Source organism: uncultured Rossellomorea sp. (assembly GCF_947488365.1).
Classification (GTDB): Bacteria; Bacillota; Bacilli; order Bacillales; family Bacillaceae_B; genus Rossellomorea.
Genome location: NZ_CANKZT010000008.1, coordinates 106,247 through 128,375, shown reverse-complemented (window position 1 = coordinate 128,375; position 22,129 = coordinate 106,247). Strand labels below are relative to the sequence as shown.

The window sequence follows — 22,129 nt, the reverse complement described above, 5'->3', positions numbered from 1 at the left end:
GTTTCGACTTATCAATGAGAAAGTCCTCTTACACACAAAAAAAACAGGAAACCTTTTGGGCTTCCTGTTACAGGTTCATTCTTCATGTACCGCAATACGTTCGGTAAGGACGAACAGATGGTTCCGGGAGTTTGGTGTACTCGCACTGTTCTGTCGTGTACTGGTAAGGATTCTTAAGGACCTCAAGCAAACGCTCCATTACGCTGTAATCATTGCTTTTCACAGCAGCTTCCAACGCTTCCTCCACACGATGATTCCGGGGAATCACCGACGGATTGCTTTTTCGCATTAACTGATGAGTTGCTTCTTTCGATTCTTTTTGCCTGTTTAGTCTTTCTTCCCAGCGTTCTTTCCATTGAATAAATTCAGTATTTTTAAACAGATCGATTTCTTCCTCATTTGTTAATGAACGGAATGTATTCGTATAGTCGGCACGATTCTCTTTCATTAATCCCAGAAGATCTTTTGCAAGGGATTCGTCCCCTTCTTCTTTGTTGAAAATACCGAGTTTCCCTCTCATTCCGTCGAGCCAGCGAGCTTCATACAGCTTAGGGAATTCCAGCACAGCATCTTGAGCAAGTTTCAGCGACTCTTCTTGTTCATCATGAAGAATCGGCAACAAACTTTCGGCAAATCGGGCAAGGTTCCAACCGGCAATTTGAGGCTGATTGCCATAGGCATAACGTCCCCCGGTATCAATGGAGCTGAATACTGTTGCCGGGTCATACGTATCCATAAAAGCGCATGGTCCATAATCAATGGTCTCTCCGCTGATCGTCATGTTATCTGTGTTCATCACACCATGAATGAACCCGGCCATTTGCCACTTGGCAATAAGTGCAGCCTGGCGCTTGATGACTTCTTTTAACAGGTAAAGATAACGGTTCGGTGCATTCATACCTTCCGGGTAATGACGCTCAACTGCATAATCAGCCAGTGCGCGGAGATCATCTACCGTTCCAAATTTAGAAGCAAACTGAAAAGTACCGACACGAAGATGACTAGCCGCTACGCGGATCAGGATCGCACCCTGCTGTTCCGTTTCCCGATAAATCGGTTCACCCGTAGTCACCACCGCCAAACTCCGGGTAGTCGGAACCCCAAGTCCGTGCATGGCTTCACTGATGATATGCTCCCTGAGCATCGGTCCAAGTCCCGCGCGACCGTCCCCACCTCGGGAATAAGGGGTTCTCCCTCCCCCTTTGAGCTGGATATCAAAACGCTCACCTGATGGGGTGATCTGTTCACCGATCAGGACTGCACGACCGTCTCCCAGCATAGTAAAATGGCCAAACTGATGCCCGGCATAGCTTTGAGCAAGGGGTTCGGCACCTTCCGGAATTCGGTTCCCGGCAAATACCTCTACCTCTTCTCCAAGTTTCCCCGCGTCCAGCCCCAGCGACTCAGCCACTCGTTCATTCAGTACGATCAGCTTTGGAGCTTGAACAGGAGTCGGATCCTGTCTAGTAAAAAAAGAACTTGGAAGTGTGGTATAGCTGTTCTCGAGATTCCAACCTGCTTGATTTCCCATTATCGTCATCTCCTTCTTTTCATAAATAAAACAAAAAACCATAGACCGTCTATGATTTTTGTGTAGTTCCCTTTTATGTCACCATCATTATAACGTTCTTCTCGGCTAATGTCCTATATGGCACCTGCGTATGTATCACTACTGATAGGATTTTCATTGGCATGAATTCCTATACCAAGAATAACATCCAGCAAATTAACATTATTGTAAAAATTAAAATTATTTTGAAATTTTTGTAATGCAAAGATATAATACTTCTAAAAGACTTTGGGGGTGTTTTTACTGAGAAAGTTCAATGTCATCGGTCTTCCCATTCAATTCTTGCTCACATGCATCGGATTATTCCTTTTCAGCGGTGCCGGTTCTCTGCTTGCGTATGATACGGAATTGGTCATCATGCTGGGGAAATATCTTCAAACCTTGCAGGAGATGGGACGTGAAATGCTCCGACCAGGCTCCATTATCATCAAAATCGGGGATCCAATGGACTTCAAAAGCTACCCGATTTATCCGTTGTTTTTTCAGCTGTTCGGTTACTCGTTCTCGCTCTTGCTCCTGGCCTTTTTTCTTGCTGCCGTCACGTCTTCCCTTGTTAGCTACTTGTTTATGTTTCTGCCTAAGAAAATTTATCAGATCTGCTTCCGTTTGCTGGATTCACTGGATTCCCTCCCGGATGTTCTGATTATCGTATTTATCCAACTTTTCATTGTCTGGTTTTTCAAAAAGACGGATATTTTGCTGTTTGACATCTACACCCTTGGGGATGAAAAAATCTATCTGCTCCCGATCATTTGTCTTGCGATCATGCCAATTGCTTTTTTAACGAAGCATTTCTTATTCCAGCTTCGGGAAGAAGAGGAAAAACCATATGTCGAATATTCCTATTCGAAGGGTTTCTCAAAAGCCTATACAGTATGGGTTCACCTATTCCGAAATGTGTGGATTCACTTTTATTATCACATCAAACCGATTTTTCTGCTTATGCTTTCAAACCTGTTGATCATTGAGATACTTTTTAATATCAACGGATTTATGAATGTGCTCCTCGATGTTTCCATCAATACGCCAAGTGCCTTTTTCATCGGGATGCTGATGATTTATATACCATTCTTCATTGTGTTTACATTAGGTGCTATTTTACTGAAAAAATGGCTGTCTGGAGAGGAGGTCAGTTCATGAGGATTCTTAAATCATTCCGGTTCTGGCTGCCCGTTGGTTTTCTCTTTGTCATGCTTTCAGCGAGCTTCATCATACCGGCCATATATCCAGAACTGCTCGAACCTGGGCCGCCGTATTTAAAGGATGATTCTGGACGAATAATCGCAGATCCTCCATATACAATGGAGGAAATGCCCCCTTTGGGCAGTGATAAACTCGGACGGAATTTATTCTATTTGCTCCTTGCCGGTGCGAAATATACGCTGTTATCGGCAATGGTCATTGCACTGCTCCGCATGGTCGGCGGGTTCACGTTCGGTATTGTGTATGCTTTTCTTCCTGATTGGGCGAAACAGATGATCAAAGGGATCGGGGATACATTTAACTTCATCCCACTTGCAATCATTGCCTTTGTTCTTCTCACCCCACTCCAGCTTGCCTTCGAGTCAGGGGCGATGTATTCGTTTCAATTTCTGATCATTGAAATAGTGGTGATTGCGATCATCGTGATTCCTTCACTCGGGATGTATATCGGGGAAGAAATGAAGGAGTATCTAAAAAATGATTTCGTTACCGTATCCAAACAAATCGGAGCAAGCAGATTCTATATCATCAAGCGCCATTTACGGCCCCAGTTCAGCCGCCATGCCCTTGTCATGTTTTCCGAGCAAATCTCCCAGACCCTGTACCTCCTCATTCAACTTGGAGTTCTCCATATCTGTTTGGGTGGTCTGAAAACGGAGGAGTTCGGGATCATGGAGCACATACCGGAATACTTTTCCTATACAAATGAGTGGGCGGCCACGATGAGTATCAACATTCAAATGGTCTTTCTGCATACGTGGCTGGTGCTGACACCACTTGCTTTTTTTGCCGTTTCAATCTTTTGCATCAATGAGATAAGCAGGTTTTTAAAAAAGGTTCTTCTTGAGGATACGCTTCCTGTCGGGAAAGGCGAGACTCCTTCCAACAAGAGGGGACCTTCTTCTCGACTGGAAGATCCCTTTTCGTTCACAAACCGCTCAAAGGAGGAATTCCATTGAGGAATAGGCTGAAGTATATTCTGGCGGTCAGTCTGTTTTTACTGACAGGATGCCGGGTTGAAATGGCAACCGAACTTTCTCAAAAGCAGGATGCGCCTTCCGGAGTCAGGGTTGATATAACCGGAACGGTCCTGCTTCAAGGAAAAGAACTCATTGTAGAAGGCCAATCCAACCTTCCAGAGGATAGCACCATGTCTGCCGGGCTAAAGGATTATGGTGAGTTCGAATCCTACGCAAGGGTCATCAACTGGCAGGGAGAAGAAAGTGAGGAATACGTCACGGAAAGTACCGGGGTGGTGGACGAAGACGGGAATTTCCAGATCAAGGTGCAACGGGTCAATCCGGAATCGCGCTACAAGCTGGAGGTCATCTTTAACCCCGCCATCCAAAAATCCAAGGTTCAGGAAATCTATGGGCTCCGGGGGGAGGACATCGCCCCGAACATCGGCTACTTCGATTTCGAGTACAACGAAAACCCCATCTCCGGGATGATCAAAGTAGCCCCGATCGTGAGCATCTCTGACCCAAACGGTGATGCCGCTAAATGGAACCTGACGAACATTCCGAAAAAATCCAGGCCAGTGAAATGAGTGACGGACCTCTATTCTGCAATTGAATTTTGCCTTGTGAGGCAGAGGAGAGGTCCGTCCCTCTTAATCATAAACAAAAAAATACCTGCCCCCAATCAGGGTCAGGTATTTCCTTTCATGCGAGAAGAATCTCTCCGTGTACTCATGAATTCAGTGTCAGTGTTGCTACACATTCCACGTGCACCGTTTGAGGGAATAAGTCAACAGGTTGCACAGCATCCAGGGTGTATCCGAATGGTTCAAGCTCCTTAATATCCGTTGCGAACGTATCAGGGTTACAGGAAACATACACGATGCGTTCCGGTTTGGCGCGTCCGATTCGTCTCATGACTTTTCCGCCTGCACCAGATCGTGGCGGGTCAAGCATTAATAATTCCGGATGTCCAAAGCTCTCCAGCATTTGGTCAATTCCTTTACGAGCATCCTTCGCCAGGAATGTCGTGTTCGAGATGCCATTATCTTCAGCATTACGTTTCGCAGATTCAATCGAACTTTCAACGATTTCAATGCCGGCAAGCTCTCCTACCCTGCTGGCAAATGGTAGAGAAAATGTTCCCACTCCACAGAAAAGGTCGATCATTTTTTCTGATTTCTTCGGCTGTCCCATTTCGATCGCTATGTCAACAAGCTTTTGAGCTTGTGTCGGATTCGTCTGGAAGAACGTATCGAACCAAAGACGGAAACGGTATCCATCCATTTCATCATAAATAAAGTCACGACCGGACAGGAGATGGATTTCCTCCGCCTGTGTACGGTCTGCCCATGCTGTGTTCTCAAGCCATAGCAAGCTTTTCACAAGCGGGAACTTCTCGCCGACACGCTTTACAAGATCGTCCACCGCTGTTTGATGAGCGCCGGGTGCCTCTGTGGCAAAAAGCGCAAGCATTAGCTCGCCCGTTACAAAGGATTGTCTCACCATTAAGTGACGCAGTAAGCCTTCATGCTTATCTTTATCATATCCTTTTAATCCGTGGTCCTTCACCCAATCAGCGACTTCCATCGTCGCTTCCACCATTTCAACACTTGCAATCAAACAGGTTTCAAGCGAAATAATCTTTCTGAAATTCCCCTGCTCATGCAATCCAAGGGCACCTTCAGGAGAAAACGTAAATTCCATCTTATTGCGGTAACGCCAAGGATTATCCATCCCCATGGTGTCTCTCACTAAATTCGGGTCAAAGCCTTGGACTTCCAAAGCATGCTTCACATGATCCGTCTTCTGTTTTAACTGACCCTCGTATTCCCAATGCTGCCACACACATCCGCCACACCGCTCAAAATGCGGACATGGAGCTTCCGTTCTTTCAGGATGGGCTTCAAGGACTTCATCCGGCATGGCCTTCCTTCTTCTGCGATCAGGCTGATCAACCGTTACACGAACCTTCTCTCCCGGAAGCGTCTGCGGAATCGTAAGCCTTAACTTCTTCGGATTTCCAAGCTCATTCTCCCGCCAAATAACAGCCTGTCCCGACCCTTTTTGATCCAACTCTTCTATAGTAGCAACCATTGTTTCTGGTTTGATATTCGTCAATTCCTGAGTCCTCCTTCAAAATGCTCTCTAACTCTATACTTTATTAAAAAAGCAGGATGAATGCAACAGGGACATGGGGACAGGCACCTTGTCCCATGCAATGCAATTCACTTCCTTGAGTTCAGTAGTTTGTGGATATGGGGACAAGGGACCTGTCCCTCCGTCCCTTACAAGGATAAAAAAAGTGCCCAACCCCCAAACGGAGTCAGGCACCTCATAAATTTATTATTTCGCTTCCAATCGACTGATCCGATCATCCAGATCAGGGTGAGTCGAGAAGATGGCTGATTTTCGTCTTCCGTTGATTTTTAATGTGGAGATGGCTGTGTCATCATCACCCTTCATACGACTTGAGTATGCTTTTAACATTTGCAGAGCGTGGACCATTTTATCCTTACCGGCAAGGTCAGCTCCTCCACGGTCAGCGTGATACTCACGGTGACGGGAATAAGCGAAGACAACTAAACTTCCCAAGATCGAGAATACGATTTGGAATAGAATCACAGCAACAAAATGAACGATTGGTGCCATTTCTTCTCTTACAAATCGTGACGCAATCCATGCAGCGATTCTTGCCAGAAAAACGACAAAGGTGTTGACCACACCTTGAAGCAACGTCATGGTCACCATATCTCCGTTGGCCACGTGGGCCACCTCATGAGCGATGACGCCTTCAACTGCATCATCATCCATTTCGCGAAGCAATCCAGTCGAAACGGCAACCAATGAGCGTTTCTTCGAAGGACCCGTCGCAAAGGCATTTACTTCAGGAGAGTTGTAAATTCCTACCTCTGGCATATGCACTAAACCAGCCGCTCTTGATAAACGGTGGACTTTTTCAACAACAATCTGTTCCTCAGAAGACAATGCTCCATTCGGATCTAATACACGGACGCCCATCATTTTCTTTGCCATCCAACGAGACATGGCCAGTGAAATGAACGACCCGGAAAAACCAATAATCGCACTAAAAACCAGTAACGCTCCGAAATCAATTCCGCCTGAAGCATTAATGTAGTTACCTGCTCCAGTTAGTGAAAAAATAATACTAATCGTCAGTAGTACTAGAACGTTCGTTAAAAGGAAATAAAATATTCGCTTCCCCATCTTGTCTCCTCACTCTCATTTCAAGTTCATTTGAACCTGTATCTGAAATCATTATATATTTTTTTTAGGTAAAATACAAGAATAATTCTCTCTCACCAGGTGAATTGACGAGACCCAAGGGAACCAGTAGTATTAAAGAAGATAATTGGAAAAAGACAGGGTGTTCATGATGAAAACGTTTAACCTGACACGTAAAAATATGGCCGACTTGCTATTATCCCTAAACGGGACAACCTACCGTACCCCGCTCATGGTACTACAAGATGCGTGGAACATTAGTCATAATGATGAAAAATCAGTCGAGTCCTTCATCTCAAGCGATATGCCTCCTATCGTTCAAAAAATCATCAAACCGACTAAACGTGAAATCGGCTTCTCTCTAAATGAAATCGTCTCTCTTGGAAATCAAATCGAATTCACCAACTTCCCCCAAAGTACCGTCCAAAACTGGGTGAAGCGTGATGTGAAAGAGCTGATTGGATCTCCGCAATTCGGAAAGAAATATACCATCGAACAAGCTGCCATGCTATTCATCGTTGAAGATCTAAAAGCAACGCTGGATTTTGAATCCATTCGAAAGGTTTTAACCCTTGTGTTCAACAACATAGAAGACCGTACAGATGACATTGTAAACCCAACCGATTTATACGCTGCCTACTCTTCCGTCTTTGATAAAATTCATCATCGTTCGTTGCCAACAATGAAAGGTTCCGCTACTGGTTCAGTCAATGAGTTGATCGATCAATTTATTAAGGAAGAATGTAAGCGGCTGTTCCCTTCATTTGAAGGGGTTAAAGAAGAGAACCTCAACATTGTCCTGAATGTGTTGATCGTTTCTGTGTTTACTGTACAGTCGGCTTTTTACCAGGCTGCTACGAAGAAGTATGTGAAGGCTGCCTTAACTTTGCAGGGAATCAATTAACAAGTGCCTGACCATCTCTGGGGTCAGGCATTTGTTGATTTTTTTATTATCCTTCAGGCATTCCGAACAATAGAGTGCCGGTTAATTTTCAATACTTTCCGCATCAGATCAAGTGATGATAATAACCCTTCTCCTCCTTCCTCCATAATCAAATGGGATAAAAACACTCCATGAATTTGTCGATTCCACTTCTAAACAACCATTCTTAAAAAAGTTTCAATAATGGGTTGAAAAAACACATGACTTAATCCCTATAAAGAAACACCAATTCCTTCTGGTTATAATGAAAATTTTCATAAATAACGCATTAATTCAACATTCATTTTTTCAGCATCCTAATATTTTACTTTTACAGAAAATTCGACTTATTCAGTTAATAATAAGATTTTGTTACGATTAATCTGCAAGATTCATTACATATTGGTTTAGTCGCCCATCACTATGATTCTTGTAATAACGTTTTAGTGGGGAGGAGCGCGTTCTTCGCAATTCGTTTAAGTGGGGTAAGTATTGTAACAAATAAAAGGAGAGGATGTTGGAAATGAAAGTAGGAAAGATTTTAGGGAGCGTCGTCTTAAGCGCTTTATTGGTTGCACCGGCCTACACAAGTCCGGTTGATGCGGTTGAAAACTCTGAAAAGGTTCGTGTACTCATTTCTTCAACAAATGAAAAAGCAGTAAATAATGCTAAGCAGAATTACGGCGTTCGCTGGAGTTTCGACCAAAGGGGTTTCTCCACTGAAGTGACTGAAGCACGATTCAATGCACTTCAAAAGAATAAAAACCTGTCAGTAAAGCTTGTGGAGGAAGTTTCACTGGCTGCCAAGCCTGGCGGAACAGCAACTGCTGCACCGATCGACCAAACACCATGGGGAATTGAAGCTATGTATGAGGACCCGACAATTAATACAACATCCGGAGGCAGTGGAATTAAAGTTGCCGTACTTGATACCGGTGCCAATACAAATCACTCTGACCTTACGAATAACGTTGAACAATGTAATGACTTCTCACAGAGAAAATCCAATCTTGTTACAAACTTTTGTGAAGATAAAAACGGGCATGGTACTCACGTAGCCGGAACGGTCCTTGCTGATGGCGGAGCCGGCGATGGGATTTACGGTGTAGCTCCTGATGCAAAGCTTTGGGCATATAAGGTATTGAATGATCGTGGTTCAGGCTATTCGGATGACATCGCAGCAGCGATTCGTTATGCCGCAGACGAAGCAGATCGCTTAAACGTAAAAACGGTAATTTCCATGTCACTGGGCTCCAGTTCCGAAAGCCCACTTATAACGGATGCAGTTAATTACGCTTATAACAAAGGCGTATTAGTCGTAGCGGCAGCAGGTAACTCAGGTCCAAGTGCAAACACCATAGGTTATCCTGGAGCCCTGGTAAATGCTGTAGCAGTAGCTGCACTTGAAGATGTTCAGGAAAATGGAACGTATCGTGTAGCTGACTTTTCTTCTCGTGGAAACCCAAATACGGATGGGGACTATGTCATCGGGGTGCGTGATATAGAGGTTTCTGCTCCAGGGCGAGCAATCGAATCTACATGGTTTGATGGAACATACCATACAATCAGTGGAACTTCCATGGCTACCCCACATGTCTCAGGGTTAGCTGCAAAAATTTGGGCCGCAAACCCTAGCCTATCTGCATCCCAGCTTCGTGCCGAAATCCAAAATCGTGCTAAGAGCAATGATATTTTGGGCGGCTCCGGTGCTGCAACAGGTGATGACTATGCTTCAGGATTTGGTTTCCCGACAGTCAACTGATTTTTAGGTGATTGAAACCATAATGTACATTTTAATAATCTTTATGGGGACTTCCTTTATTTCAGGTAGTCCCCTTTCTTATTTCTCTATCTGTCATTCTGCACCTCTGCTAAAATAACATTCTAAAAGATGTTTCCGTCTTACTAAAGTAAAAGAAGATGCCCCTAAAAATAGGCATCTTCTTTACTAAAACTACCTTAATCCATACGCCTTGATGATTTCCTGAGTGATCTTATTTCCTTCATCATCCCAAGCACTTGCCTTCAATGAAACAGATGTTGCGTTTTTGGGGTTTTGAATGGTTACGCTGAACGTATCCCCCTCTTGGTTAAGTTTTACTTTCTTCCAGGTCTTCCCTTCATTGAACGATACCTCCAGGGTTGCACCTTCTACATTTCCGTAGCCTACAGCCTCTTTCACTTTACCTACAGTTAGCTCAAGACTTGTCGGACGATTGGATAAGGCATCCCCTTTGACATCTGTATCCACTTGGTAATCAAGGGTCAGGAACGGGAGGTCTTCCATCCAGTTCTCTGTTTTTTCCGTCCAGAAGGTCCATTCCGTATGTGTGCGGGTGGATGTATTCCAGCGGTTTTCATCACGTTTGGCATCTGTGATGAATCGGTATTGGGTACGTTCTTGTGGTAAGACGTCCCATACATTCAACGCCTGTCCCTTTCCTTCTTTCAGTAACGTATCCCCTTTGTATAACTGAGAGGTCTGGTTTTGGAAAGATACATCCCATTCTGTCCCGCCTGTGTTCCCTGTTCCGGCATCAGCCCATGCAGGGACATTGATTTGGAGGGAATCACCCTGTCTTCTCGGCGGCCAGTAACCATCTCCGAGACTTGGACGGACTACAGGTGAGAACCAGTTCTCTGTCATTTTCTCCCCTCCATCATACGACTTCAGCGGTTGACGGACCTGCCACCCCTCATCCAGTACGTTGGCCTGATGATACCAGCCTGTGTCTTCTGTTGCGGAAACATATTCTGTACGGGCACTAGGGAGTGAAACCTTTTGAAGGAAACCTACCGCTCCTCTTGTATGTGGACGGAGGTCAAAGCGGAATTCCCCTCCATCCGTTTCAAGATGTGAATTGTAGCGCGTATCTATTTTCGCTAAATCCTTGCCTTTTGGTGCATAAGTCAAGTCCTTCGGGATGGATCCTTCATGGACATCCATCAGGTCATACACGTATGGAGAATCAGTGTTCCCTTCCACCTTAAGCTTAATATTCCCTGAACGGACCGCCTTTACAAGCTTATCCCCTTCTTTTTTGCTGATAGCAGCAACAGCTAATGGATTGTCTGTGTATTCAGGAGTTCCTGCATAAACGCTGAATTCTTTATCTTCATTATTCACAACGATAACCAGCTTCGCTCCTGCAGCCGCGGCATTTGTTGCTTGCTGTGAAACGCTCACTTCTGCATTCCGGTCCACTACGACTGCCTTTCCTTTTGCCTTTAATCGATCAAAGTCAGCAGCGCTTCCTTTTCCGGCATACACCGTAGTCAGATTGTACTTTCCATCCAATAATGTACTTCCTGCCAACGGGATATCATCCAATTCTTTTCCGTTAAAATTGATCGTCAATAGTGGCTTGGTCAGGCGCCAGCGTGTCAGCTGCTCGAAGTATCCACTTTGCACTTCCTTGGTCGGTACGGCATATAGTTTATCGATCCACACCGGCATTAAGTATAAACTTGTCATTGGCATATCACCGATGGTTTGATGGTACTCCATACGTTGGTAATTCGCTTCTGTTTTCTTCGGTACCTCTACTTTGATTTCCTTCGCTTTTCGTGCATCCAACTCGACTGTTTTAGGTCCGTCAAGCTTCACTTCCGGATTTCCGACAAGGGCTACTCCTGCGTGATCCGTATCCATGTCGACATCCATGAGAGACATAGCGGAATAAGTGCCAGGTGGCAGTCGAAGCTCGAGGGTTCCATCTACGCCCACTACTTCAGGCTCCATTTTTTCACTGAACAGTACGACATAAGCTTGTCCTTTCGATCCGTCACGATCGGTTGCGTTCAAGGTGAGTGGATAACGCTCTTCTTCCTTGACCATCGCCATCGCTGTGCGTACGAGTTCTATTCCGTCTTTTTTGGCTGTCAGGAACCCTTGGTATCGGGATCCAGTTTCACCAAGCGTTGAATCGAGTGTTACATTCACGTCCACCGTTCCTCCTGCAGGAACCGTAACGGTTTGATCAGAGACTGTGAGCATGCCGTTTGGTGCCTCTTCTCCCTCCGCATTTGTAAAGGCTGATTCAAGTTCAAGAGTGATTTCTTCCTCACTATCATTTGTATAGGTCACTACCTTTTCTACTGGAGCTGCTTGATCATGAGGCCATTTAAAGAATCCGAATGAGACCGAGCCTGTTGCTCTTACCTGTGTATCCAGGGCAGCTGCTATGTCCACCCGGCCTGTACCGACATGATAAGGCTGGTAACCATCAAGCTTCTTTGTCGTATTCATCAGAGCCTGTTTTAATGTAGTGCCGTCCCAATCAGGGTGCTTTTCAGCTAAAATGGCAGCTGCACCCGCCACATGAGGAGTCGCCATTGATGTACCATTTAAACTTTTATAATCTCCAGTTCCACTGGAATATTGAGAACGAGCCGCGACGATTCCCACACCAGGAGCTGAAAGATCCGGTTTGAGTCCCATGTCCCCATAGCGTGGACCTTTGGAAGAGAAATACGCCAGTTCATCCTCTTTATCCACTGCTCCAACCGTCAAGGCTGCATCAGCTGCACCAGGCGATCCGATTGTACCTTCCCCGCCTCTGTTGCCGGCAGCAATGACGAATAAGGTTCCATTTTCATTTGTCAATCGATTCACCGCTTCTGCCATTGGGTCTGTCCCATCACTTGGCATATCGCTTCCAAGACTCATATTGACGATTTTGGCATTTTCTGAGGCCCACTCCATTCCGTCGATGATCCAGGAATCCTGCCCGTATCCTTGATCACTCAATACCTTTCCAACTAGTAATCGGGCATCGGGAGCAACACCTTTATGTTTTCCATCGCCTGCGCCTGTTCCAAGAACGGTAGAGGCAACATGGGTTCCGTGACCATTGACGTCCTTCACTTCTTCACCAGGTACGAAGCTTACAGCATCATCAATCTGACCTGCTATATCCGGATGCTCCGAGTCGATTCCAGTATCAAGTACGGCAACCTTGACTCCCTCTCCTGTAAAGCCTTGTTCCCAAGCCGAATCGGCTTCGATTTGCGGTACACTTTGATCAAGGGCTGCTTCTACACGGCCATCCAGCCAGATTTTATCAACGCCGTATTCAAATAAGGGTGCTTTCTCCGTTTCTTTCTTTTCACTTTGAGCAGTGACGTCTTTCCAGAATGTTACTGCCTGCTTTTTCTCGGCAGAAAGAGCCGCTCCATTAATGCTTTCCAAGTCTCTCACTTTCTTCGATCCTTTTGGCGCCGGAGCTGCTGAGAAAGTCTTCGCCTTGGTTTCCTTGTATTCTACGATGACAGGTACAGACGCTTGATTCTTATCATCATACCCGTACTCAATCAATTTCGTAATATTAAATAAGTCTTCATCCATTTTACCTGCAGCCATATAAGGCATGGCAGAGTTCGGGAATACGAAAGTGTCGTCTTTGATGGTCATGACCCTGACACCTTCGCCATTCTTGTCAGCAGCCTCCACGTTGATGATTTGTTTGCCGTTTTCCAGAGTGGATACCTTGACCACATCACCTGTGATAAGGGTGACGGTGTGCTCCCCCTTGATGGCCGTATTCACATCGACTGTTGACTGTGTGGGATCAGCATCTTTGGAAGAGACACTTTGGGCATCCACTTGAAACATAGTGCCTGAAATCATCGTAGCGGCAATCGATCCAACGAGAAGTGGTTTCAAGTTAAGCTTTTTCATGAACATTCTCCTATTCTATTAAATGTTGATGGATTCTTAAAAGTTGACTCTTGTTGGGGAAAAAAATGAAGAAGGTATGTAGTCCTACTAAAATGATTTAAAGAATGAAAGACTACTAGAATGCAAATCAATCATCACCTCCAAATAAAGATCGTTTTTTGAAGTTCTGAGGATGTGATAGGTAAGGTATCTTGAAGTCGTGTAGACGCTATGTGGTTAATTGAATTGTAAGTCTAAGTCCGTCCCTTTCTCAATTGGGGTTATTTTTCGGGAGTAGGGAACTAGCCACAAAGAGAATGGTGGATTACATTCAACTTTTTTGTGAATATTGACACATTTTTTTGAGCATTAAATCTAAATAGAAAGTGGTGAAATCGAGTAAATTGAGAGGACGGAACAAAGAACACATTCTGTGAGAGAAATGAAAGGTCCTTCATTAGTACAAACGCATCAGCATCTCTCCATCCGTCTTAAGTCCCCTAAAAATATATAATAGAAGATATCAAGGGAGGATAAATAGAATCAGCAATACATGAGGCTTTACTCGTTCATAAAGTCGAACATCTTAATATTAATCACTCGGGGCATGATGTCGCCGAGTGAAGTTCATCATCTTTTCATGCAGCTCTGTGAAAAAAAGGATAAATAGAAAAAGAGCAGGCGGAACCACAAAGGGTTCAACCTGCTCCTATTTTGCATTAATAGAGACTTTCCGAACGGGATATTAGATCCATCATTATGTCCCAACTCGTGTGAAATAGCTAGTTGAAAAATGAATGCGTAGAGGTCACTTGAATGATGAATGACTAGTTATCAGTTTACCTGTCCCCTTGTCCTATCTACGCTACCGATTCTATGTCTTTCCTGCCGGCAATGGTTTTTTTCTTTGTAAATCGTTCGACCAGCACGGCTACTGCGTTGTCTCCTGTTGCGTTCAGTAACGTAGCCGGAATATCGATTATAGTTGAGATCACCGCTAATAACGGAAGCACTTCCGGCGTCAGCCCGTAGGCGGCGATGATGAACATTTCACCAATCAGTCCTCCTCCAGGGATCCCCCCCATGACGATTGCGGTGATAATCGCGACCAATACCGCTATAAGGTACGTATCAAGCCCTTCAAAAGGAATGCCCAGAACGCCAAATGCAAAGACGATTTTCAAGATGGCCCCCATGGCCGAGCCGTCTTTATGAATCGACGCTCCAATAGGAATGACCGTTTCTCGAACGGCATTGGATACCCCCATCTTTTTCGTTGCATCCAGATTGGCAGGAATGGTTGCCACTGAGCTTTGTGTTCCGATTGCGGTTGCCGCAGGTAAAAGGTTATGCTTCCAAAAGCCTCTCACCCCTCTTTTCCCTCCTGCCACAAAGGCATAGAAGGAGAAAACCACTACAAAGTAAATCACCGCTATCACTAAATACAATAGGAAAGAACGCAAATAAGAAGATAGTAAGCTTGCCCCGAACGTTCCTACTAATGTAGCAAAATAGGCAGCCAGACCGATTGGGGCATAATACATGATATACGATACCAACTTCATGCTCACATCGGCCCCTGCCTGTAGGATTTTTTTCAATGGCTCTGCTTTTTCCCCCAGTCGATTCGTGGCAAATCCGAGTGCCACTGAAAACAAGATAAGGGGCAGCATATGCTCCCGTGTAAATAATTCAATGAAATTATCCACAGTAAAGGTTTGGACGATTTGGTCCCCCAATTGGATGTCTTCTGTTTCAACTGACTGGTCCAGACTGATGGTAATACCTTCCGTCGGGGGAAAAACCTTCACTCCCACAATCATCAACACAGACGAGATGATCGTGGTGATCAGGAATATCACCAGCATACTGCGCATGATTTTCTTAAATTGACCTTTCGATTCCAAATTGGCGATCGCCGATGAGATCGAAAAGAAAACCAGGGGTACCACGATCGTAAAGAGGAGATTCAGGAAGATATCTCCCAAGGGTTTTAACATTTCTGCTTTCTCTCCCATGGTCAGTCCGATAATGGATCCTATGATAATGGATGCGAGTAGTGTGATGGCTAATCCGTACGTTTTAAATATGTTTTTCATTCTATGTTCTCCTCTTCATTATGATTGTAAGGTGGATTATTCTTTACCGGTCATTCCGAACTAAATCAGCATACGATTCACGCTCGATCACGACCCGTGATTCCCCATCCTTTACAAACACAACAGCCGGTCTTGGAATCCGATTATAATTACTCGCCATGGAATACCCGTAGGCTCCTGTACTGAACACGGCCAGAATATCACCGTAATTCGTCGGTGGCAGCATCAGGTCCCAGATCAGCATGTCACCGGATTCGCAGCATTTCCCGGCAATACTCACAAGCTCCGTGCATTCCTCATGGGGACGATTGGCAAGCACCGCATGGTATTTCGCCTGATAGAGGGCCGGGCGAATATTGTCCGTCATCCCCCCGTCGATCGCGACGTACGTGCGCACATCGGGAATGATTTTCTTCGACCCCACTTTATACAAGGTCGTCCCAGCTTCAGCCACCATGCTTCGTCCCGGCTCCACCCATACTTCAGGGAGCGGATATTCATTCTTGGTGAAATAGGTCTTCACACTATCGGTAATGCCCTTCACATACGTTGGAATCGGCAGGGGCTGGTCTTCTTCCGTGTACCGGACACCGAATCCTCCGCCGATATTCAGCACCGGCATAGTCACATCAAATTCGATCCGGATCCGCTGCAGGAAATCTGCCAGTACTTGAATCGCCTGATCAAACCCTTCCCGTTCGAAAATCTGAGATCCAATATGTGAATGCAGACCGAGTAATGAGAAGTACGGCTTGTGGAGAGCTAACTGAATCGCCGTATTCGCCTGTCCGTTGGAAATGCTGAATCCGAATTTCGAATCCTCCTGTCCCGTCGTGATGTACTCATGGGTGTGGGCTTCCACACCTGGCGTGACCCTGATCAGGATCTGAACCTGCTGCTCACGCTCCTTGGCCAGATCATGCAGCAGTTCAAGCTCTAGGAAACTATCGACAACAAAGCAGCCGATTTTAGCCTCAAGTGCCATGAGTAGCTCCTCTTCTGACTTGTTGTTCCCATGAAAATGAATACGCTCCGCTGGAAAACCTGCCTCAAGGGCCGTATACAATTCCCCGCCGGATACAACATCCAGTGATAACTCCTCCTGCTCTGCCAGGCGCACAATCTCTTTACATAGGAACGCTTTACTCGCATATGCCACCTGGAACTGCAATCCGCTTTCGTTGAAGGCATTACGGAAAAGTCGGGCATTTTCACGAATCATTCCTTCATCGTAAACCATTAAAGGCGTGCCATAGGTCTCCACCAACTCACCCGTGCTCATTCCTCCGATTTCAAGATCTCCACGAACATTCACATCAACTGTACTCATATCCTATACTCCTTTTGACTCTCTCTAAAAAAACACAAAAAAACCGTATGAAGCGATGCTCATACGGTTTATCATCAAAAGTTTTGGAAACATAATGAAGACTATGTATTAACATCTCTTCAATAGTTCTCCACAACTTTTTCATTGTGACAGTCCAACATTTCTTCAATGCTGGCCCAACAAAAAATAGAATTGGCTATTTTCTGCTTCGGCGATCTGCCTTTCCCTTCTTATCCCGGAATCCATTATTCTCAAAGAAGATACTCATCATACTCGCGCCTCTATTATCAGAGAGTGACGTATTATTTTGTTTGAATTACTATACCACTCTCTTAAAATAGTTGTCAATTGGTTTTTGAAAGAGAAATAGGCAAAACCCCCGGAAGTAGCCCGGGGATTTCGTGGATCATTTTATTTCAGATTGATTTCGAACGGTTTCATTTTGACCGGCTTATCATTTCTGCTCAATGTCTCGAATGGGACAATCAGTGAGTAGTCCTCAAGGTTGGCATCCTGAGGCAATGTAAACGTGGATTGATAACGGAGAGTATCCTTATCCACTGTTTTCGTTTTAGCACTTCTGATCATATGATTCAGCATCTCATTATAATCCAGTTCATCCTTCGCATTTCTTTTAATATCTTTTGATGGGATCACCTGAACGAATTGAGCAAAGCTCTTTAATATGTCATATTGGAATTGTTTTTCTTTGATATGATCAATGGTGAAATCGACTGTCACCTTCCCTTTTGCGTTTTGGATATCTTGTACCGTGACCTGATAACCAAAACGAGGGCTCTTCACCTGGAATGGAGGTGAATCCTTCAGTGAGTTGATGCCGTCTTCATCTACTCGCTCCATATCAGCCTGGACTTTCAGCGACTGTGCTTTATCACTGAGTTTACTCGTGAACAGCTCCCTGACAGTCTTTTGATAATAACCGTCAATTTCTTTGATATTTAGTGTCTCTGCACTGGACTTTGATAACCGGTTCCCTAAGTCATCAAACACAATCAGATTTAACGTATCCTTCTCGGACTCCACCGAATAGGTATACTCCAGCGTAGTCGTAGCTTTTCCTTTAGTAACAGATGTTACTTGCAGCTCAAATTCCCCATTGGGCGATTCTGTCCTTACATCTGTTTTGATCTTTTCAGATGGAATCCTCTTGACCGGTACATCAAAGGTCCAGGTACCGTTCACATCTGCCATATGGGTGAACGTTAACGGAAGCGTGAAGTTTTCCGGCGGTTCTTTCCCATCCCGGTAAAATTCGATCGAGCCTATGAACTCATCCCCGTCTTTTTTAAGACCCGAACTTCCCGATCCCCATTGATTCTGATCCTTACCGTCGAAGAGATGATAGCTGTAGCCGCTCACCGGACGATTCCCTTCGTCCATATGTTCGATGGAAAGGTCATCACCCTTCGCCTTGAAGGTGACTCCGATGACGTTCCCGTCATAATATGTGCTTGTGATTGTCACATCGACGCCGTTGGAAGTGGCGGCCTGATTAACTTCCGTCACTTTATCGCTGAAATAGAGTTCTTTTCCGACATCCGAACCGACTTTTTCATAAATGGCACCCAGTACAGGCAGTTTGGCCAGTGCATTGTTCACAGGTGAGAACAGGAAGCCCGATACGAGTACCATGGAGGCAGCAGCGGTGGTAAATGCGGCACTTATCTTGACCGTTTTTTTCCGGAACTTTTGTTTTCTGCCTTCTTGGATTCCTGTTGAAATTGCCTCAAAAACCTTTTCTTTTGGTACCTCGATGCTGTTCATTTCTTCCTCAAACCATTTTTTGTCCATACTGATTCACTCCTTCCAGCAGCATTCTCAATTCCAGCTTCGCCCGGTGAAGATACGTCTTGACCGTCCCTTCAGGCGTACCCATCGTATCGGATATCATCTTGATCGACTGACCCTGGAAGTAGAATAAGATAATGACGGTTTGATAGTGCTGATTCAAAGACGCCATGGCCGTAATCAAGTCGATCCGCCCTTCTATATCCGTTTCTTCTGAGACGAGAGTGTTGTCTAGAAACTCATCCCCCGTCAGGACCAGTCGGTTTTGTTTCTTCAACATGCTGTATGCCGTATGTATCAGGATCTTGATCAGCCAGGTGCTGAAATACTCTGGGTTCTTCAAACGGGCTATCGAGGTGAATGCTTTACAAACCGTTTCCTGCACCACGTCGAGAGCATCCTCTTTATTTCTTACATATAGAAATGCCGTCCTGTACAGCTTCTCGCTTTCTGAGTGGATCAGCCTTTCAAATGCCTGTTCATTCCCTTTGATTGCTCTTTTTACGAGTTTCACATCCATTGATTAACCTCCTGTCATTCATTAGAGTCGGGTGAGGCGGGAAAAGTTTCAAGGAATTTTTTATGGGGTGTCATGCGATGTAGACTGAGGGTAGTTACCATTTATTTCAAAAAGACGCATAAACTATGAAAAACGACGCAATAAATTTGAAATCGACGCAATTACTTCGATCATGACGCAATTCACCTTGAAAATGACGCAATCATGGACGATTTCGACGCAATTAAGTAGGATGGGGTCATCCTCCACCAAGATTGAATGAAAATGATCCAAAAGCCAAAGGAAGGTTGAAAAATCCTTTTTTATCTTCCATCGTAATGCTTTTCACTAAAAAAAGCTTATCCGTCTCGATAAGCTTCAATCCGCCCGTCCCGTATAGATCATCACAAAGTGGAGGACCGCTTCTATTGATTCCATATTCATGTAACTATGGCCTTTATCCGCATGGAATTTGATCGAGTCATACTGACTGAGCTCGAATACTTCATCCTGCACCTTCACACGTACTTTTCCTTCCATAACGGTTACAAATTCAATCACCCCGGGCTGGTGGGCATCCGCACGGTACTCACTGTCCGGTTTCAGGAAGGCCCTGTGGGTTTCCAATGAGCTGTAGCCAGAGGAAGTAAACATCGGTTCCAGGGTCAAGGACTCATTGGCACTGATCACTTTGCTCCCTTCATTTTTCCGGGAAATCTGGACTTCTTGTTTTTCCACGAGAAGGGCCGAAATGGGGATCGCGAGTCCGTTCGCAATTTTCCATATGATCGTCAAAGATGGATTCGCCTCTCCCCTTTCGATCTTGCCCAAAGTCAAAGTACTGACATCGGTCATAGCTGCGAGTTCCTGGAGGTTTAGCCCACGCTCATGTCGTATATGTCTCAGTGTCATCCCGACGTGCCTAGCCAATTTTTCCGGGTCCTGCCAAGTCAAACCGTCATTACTCATAATCCTACCTCTTTCTATAGACAACGTATGTAAGTATATTATAATATATAAAAAATAAACTATAGTATATGTATTGGAAAGGAGTGTTCATCATCAAAGAGCTTGCTCTCGGTGTCATTTCATCTATGTTCTTTGCCGTCACCTTTATTCTGAACCGGTCCATGGAGCTCGCTGGTGGAAGCTGGATGTGGAGTTCATCCCTGCGATTCCTGTTCATGCTACCCTTCCTATTCCTTATTGTAGGTTTACGGAAGAATATAAATCAAGTCTGGATTGAAATGAAGAAGAAACCATTCGAATGGCTGACGTGGAGCTTTGTCGGGTTTGTCCTCTTTTATGGTCCTATCACCTATGCGGCTGCGTACGGACCGGGTTGGCTTGTAGCGGGCACGTGGCAGTTTACCATCGTCGCAGGCATCTTACTCGCTCCTTTATTTTATACTTCCGGGCCGGCCAGGCGCAGGCATACCATTCAAAAAAGAGCTTTGGCCATATCCTCCATCATTTTAGTTGGGGTTCTCTTCATTCAACAGGAAAATGCCAGTGGATTGTCCTTTTCTGAAATGGCCGTTGGGATCTTACCTGTGATCATCGCAGCCTTTGCTTATCCTCTTGGAAACCGGAAAATGATGGAGGTGTGCGGTGGCAAGCTTGATACCTTCCAACGTGTGCTCGGGATGACGATCGCAAGCACTCCTTTCTGGCTGATCTTAGGATGCTATGCGTTCTTCGAGGTTGGGGCACCAAGCGAGCAGCAAGTGATACAATCCTTTATTGTCGCCATATGCTCAGGTGTGATTGCGACGTCCCTGTTCTTCATCGCCACGAATCAGGCAAGGCACACTCCCGGGAAACTTGCCGCAGTGGAAGCGACCCAATCGACACAGATCCTGTTTGTCATCATAGGAGAAGCGGCGATCCTGTCCGTTCCACTTCCATCAGGAATAGCCCTGATCGGCATCCTCCTGATCATCACGGGAATGATCATCCACACCATAAACGTGAAAAGAATGAATACCGGAATGGTCAAAGCCGTTAAATCCGTCAGCTAAAAAAAGGAGGGGCATCCTGGATGCTCCTCCTTCACTTTATTTAAATACCTTTCTTCTCATCCACTGGGTAGCAGCCCATTTATCCCCGATGACAACCGGTGCGCCGCCATGAAGCGTCAAGTCGTTCAGCTCCTGGTTATCATAGAAATATTCGAAGTAGACCGCCATCCCCTTTTGCGGAGAAACAGAGAAATTCAATTTAGGGAAGTACGTTTCCCCGCCTTCCTCTACGTCATTCAAGTACATCACGAGGGTGCTGATTCTCGGATTCTTCACCGGTCTTGATGAGGCCGAGAAGAAGTCAAAGTGAGCCTTGTATTCCTGACCCGGTTTATAGTTAAGGATTTGAAGACCTTCCCCGTGCTCCACGGGTATATTCATAATCTGAGAGACCCGTTTTTCGATACAAGACACGACGTCGTGTTCATTCTCCTCTAGGAACACTGAACTGCTCGTTCTAAGCTCGTCCACTGTGCGTGTGTTACCGATTTTCGAGCGCTCGACCCGATCCTTGGAAAGCTGAATGAGTTCATCACATTCTTCATGGCTCAACACATTTCCAAGAACGACGATCAACGGCTCTTCCATTTTCGCGATGATCTGAATCTCCCGGTCGTCCGTCTTGATCTTATTCCCCGTATGGTGGAAAATCGTTTGTTCCTTTACAGCTATTTCAGTATTATCCATTGCCAACTTTCATCAACCTCTTATCGTATTTTTAACATTCTGAATTTTTATATTGGTGGAAGCACCCTTTGATTCTTCCAATCTAGAAAAAAACGATAGCAACAATAGGCATAACTGTAGTCTTT

16 protein-coding genes and 1 riboswitch are annotated in these 22,129 nt (G+C 45.1%); of the genes, 6 read left to right on the top strand and 10 right to left on the bottom strand.

Features of this window, described 5'->3' with window-relative positions:
• Positions 1–82 precede the first annotated feature (82 nt).
• Positions 83–1,540, bottom strand: a complete 1,458-nt coding sequence (locus Q1B03_RS20200; protein WP_299745987.1) for a YdiU family protein — start codon at positions 1,538–1,540, stop codon at positions 83–85.
• 264 nt (positions 1,541–1,804) lie between these two features.
• Here Q1B03_RS20200 and Q1B03_RS20195 point away from each other — a divergent pair, with 264 nt between their 5' ends.
• Genes Q1B03_RS20195 through Q1B03_RS20185 form a run of 3 tightly spaced genes read left to right on the top strand, consistent with a single transcriptional unit; the run spans position 1,805 to position 4,322 of the window.
• Entirely contained in the window at positions 1,805–2,710 is a 906-nt protein-coding gene (locus Q1B03_RS20195; RefSeq protein ID WP_299745985.1) for an ABC transporter permease subunit, read from the top strand.
• Complete coding sequence (locus Q1B03_RS20190; RefSeq protein ID WP_299745983.1) at positions 2,707–3,732, top strand: ABC transporter permease subunit; 1,026 nt, start codon at positions 2,707–2,709, stop codon at positions 3,730–3,732. Before Q1B03_RS20195 ends, Q1B03_RS20190 begins: the two co-directional genes overlap by 4 nt.
• Positions 3,729–4,322 (top strand): hypothetical protein, encoded by a 594-nt coding sequence (locus Q1B03_RS20185; protein WP_299745981.1) that lies wholly within the window; start codon positions 3,729–3,731, stop codon positions 4,320–4,322. The genes Q1B03_RS20190 and Q1B03_RS20185 overlap by 4 nt, the downstream gene beginning before the upstream one ends.
• Before the next feature lie 142 nt (positions 4,323–4,464).
• Here the strand turns inward: Q1B03_RS20185 and rlmD are convergent, their stop codons facing one another.
• Both rlmD and htpX read right to left on the bottom strand, forming a co-directional pair.
• Positions 4,465–5,853: a 23S rRNA (uracil(1939)-C(5))-methyltransferase RlmD gene (gene rlmD / locus Q1B03_RS20180; RefSeq protein ID WP_299745979.1), complete on the bottom strand. Its 1,389-nt coding sequence runs from the start codon at positions 5,851–5,853 to the stop codon at positions 4,465–4,467.
• Between the two features lie 225 nt (positions 5,854–6,078).
• Positions 6,079–6,960, bottom strand: coding sequence for a protease HtpX (gene htpX / locus Q1B03_RS20175; protein WP_299745977.1), 882 nt, complete (start codon positions 6,958–6,960; stop codon positions 6,079–6,081).
• 166 nt (positions 6,961–7,126) lie between these two features.
• Between htpX and Q1B03_RS20170 the strand changes: the two genes are divergently transcribed.
• Both Q1B03_RS20170 and Q1B03_RS20165 read left to right on the top strand, forming a co-directional pair.
• A complete protein-coding gene (locus Q1B03_RS20170; RefSeq protein ID WP_299745975.1) occupies positions 7,127–7,882 on the top strand; it encodes a DUF1836 domain-containing protein in 756 nt (251 codons plus the stop codon).
• Positions 7,883–8,423: 541 nt separating this feature from the next.
• Positions 8,424–9,662: a S8 family serine peptidase gene (locus tag Q1B03_RS20165; protein ID WP_299745973.1), complete on the top strand. Its 1,239-nt coding sequence runs from the start codon at positions 8,424–8,426 to the stop codon at positions 9,660–9,662.
• Between the two features lie 192 nt (positions 9,663–9,854).
• Here Q1B03_RS20165 and Q1B03_RS20160 read toward each other — a convergent pair whose 3' ends face one another.
• The 6 genes from Q1B03_RS20160 to Q1B03_RS20135 all read right to left on the bottom strand — a co-directional run bounded on the left by Q1B03_RS20160 (position 9,855) and on the right by Q1B03_RS20135 (position 20,265).
• Positions 9,855–13,580 carry a S8 family serine peptidase gene (locus tag Q1B03_RS20160; RefSeq protein ID WP_299745971.1) on the bottom strand — a complete coding sequence of 1,242 codons (3,726 nt, stop codon included), beginning with the start codon at positions 13,578–13,580 and terminating at the stop codon, positions 9,855–9,857.
• 839 nt (positions 13,581–14,419) lie between these two features.
• The gene (locus tag Q1B03_RS20155) at positions 14,420–15,658 is read right to left on the bottom strand and encodes a dicarboxylate/amino acid:cation symporter (RefSeq protein ID WP_299745969.1); all 1,239 of its coding nucleotides are present in this window, start codon (positions 15,656–15,658) and stop codon (positions 14,420–14,422) included.
• A 43-nt stretch (positions 15,659–15,701) separates the two neighbouring features.
• Positions 15,702–16,988: a diaminopimelate decarboxylase gene (gene lysA / locus Q1B03_RS20150; RefSeq protein ID WP_299745967.1), complete on the bottom strand. Its 1,287-nt coding sequence runs from the start codon at positions 16,986–16,988 to the stop codon at positions 15,702–15,704.
• Between the two features lie 115 nt (positions 16,989–17,103).
• A riboswitch (Lysine riboswitch) is annotated at positions 17,104–17,280 on the bottom strand.
• A 119-nt stretch (positions 17,281–17,399) separates the two neighbouring features.
• Positions 17,400–18,800, bottom strand: coding sequence for a DUF4179 domain-containing protein (locus Q1B03_RS20145; protein ID WP_299745965.1), 1,401 nt, complete (start codon positions 18,798–18,800; stop codon positions 17,400–17,402).
• Positions 18,781–19,317 carry a sigma-70 family RNA polymerase sigma factor gene (locus tag Q1B03_RS20140; protein WP_299745963.1) on the bottom strand — a complete coding sequence of 179 codons (537 nt, stop codon included), beginning with the start codon at positions 19,315–19,317 and terminating at the stop codon, positions 18,781–18,783. Before Q1B03_RS20140 ends, Q1B03_RS20145 begins: the two co-directional genes overlap by 20 nt.
• Positions 19,318–19,674: 357 nt before the next feature.
• Positions 19,675–20,265 (bottom strand): helix-turn-helix domain-containing protein, encoded by a 591-nt coding sequence (locus Q1B03_RS20135; protein WP_299745960.1) that lies wholly within the window; start codon positions 20,263–20,265, stop codon positions 19,675–19,677.
• A 92-nt stretch (positions 20,266–20,357) separates the two neighbouring features.
• On the opposite strand from Q1B03_RS20135, the gene Q1B03_RS20130 reads away from it, so the two are divergent.
• On the top strand, positions 20,358–21,317 hold the full coding sequence (locus Q1B03_RS20130; RefSeq protein WP_299746059.1) for a multidrug resistance efflux transporter family protein: 960 nt from the start codon (positions 20,358–20,360) through the stop codon (positions 21,315–21,317).
• Positions 21,318–21,353: 36 nt separating this feature from the next.
• Here the strand turns inward: Q1B03_RS20130 and Q1B03_RS20125 are convergent, their stop codons facing one another.
• Positions 21,354–22,010: a 2OG-Fe(II) oxygenase gene (locus Q1B03_RS20125; RefSeq protein WP_299745957.1), complete on the bottom strand. Its 657-nt coding sequence runs from the start codon at positions 22,008–22,010 to the stop codon at positions 21,354–21,356.
• Positions 22,011–22,129: the final 119 nt, after the last annotated feature.

Bases quoted from the DNA above. Each gene is read 5' to 3' on its own strand.
- Q1B03_RS20190 (WP_299745983.1), top strand. From the start codon at position 2,707: ATGAGGATTCTTAAATCATTCCGGTTCTGGCTGCCCGTTGGTTTTCTC.
- Q1B03_RS20170 (WP_299745975.1), top strand. From the start codon at position 7,127: ATGATGAAAACGTTTAACCTGACACGTAAAAATATGGCCGACTTGCTA.
- Q1B03_RS20200 (WP_299745987.1), bottom strand. From the start codon at position 1,540: ATGACGATAATGGGAAATCAAGCAGGTTGGAATCTCGAGAACAGCTAT.
- lysA (WP_299745967.1), bottom strand. From the start codon at position 16,988: ATGAGTACAGTTGATGTGAATGTTCGTGGAGATCTTGAAATCGGAGGA.
- Q1B03_RS20165 (WP_299745973.1), top strand. From the start codon at position 8,424: ATGAAAGTAGGAAAGATTTTAGGGAGCGTCGTCTTAAGCGCTTTATTG.
- Q1B03_RS20140 (WP_299745963.1), bottom strand. From the start codon at position 19,317: ATGGATGTGAAACTCGTAAAAAGAGCAATCAAAGGGAATGAACAGGCA.
- Q1B03_RS20160 (WP_299745971.1), bottom strand. From the start codon at position 13,580: ATGAAAAAGCTTAACTTGAAACCACTTCTCGTTGGATCGATTGCCGCT.
- Q1B03_RS20155 (WP_299745969.1), bottom strand. From the start codon at position 15,658: ATGAAAAACATATTTAAAACGTACGGATTAGCCATCACACTACTCGCA.
- htpX (WP_299745977.1), bottom strand. From the start codon at position 6,960: ATGGGGAAGCGAATATTTTATTTCCTTTTAACGAACGTTCTAGTACTA.
- Q1B03_RS20135 (WP_299745960.1), bottom strand. From the start codon at position 20,265: ATGAGTAATGACGGTTTGACTTGGCAGGACCCGGAAAAATTGGCTAGG.
- Q1B03_RS20145 (WP_299745965.1), bottom strand. From the start codon at position 18,800: ATGGACAAAAAATGGTTTGAGGAAGAAATGAACAGCATCGAGGTACCA.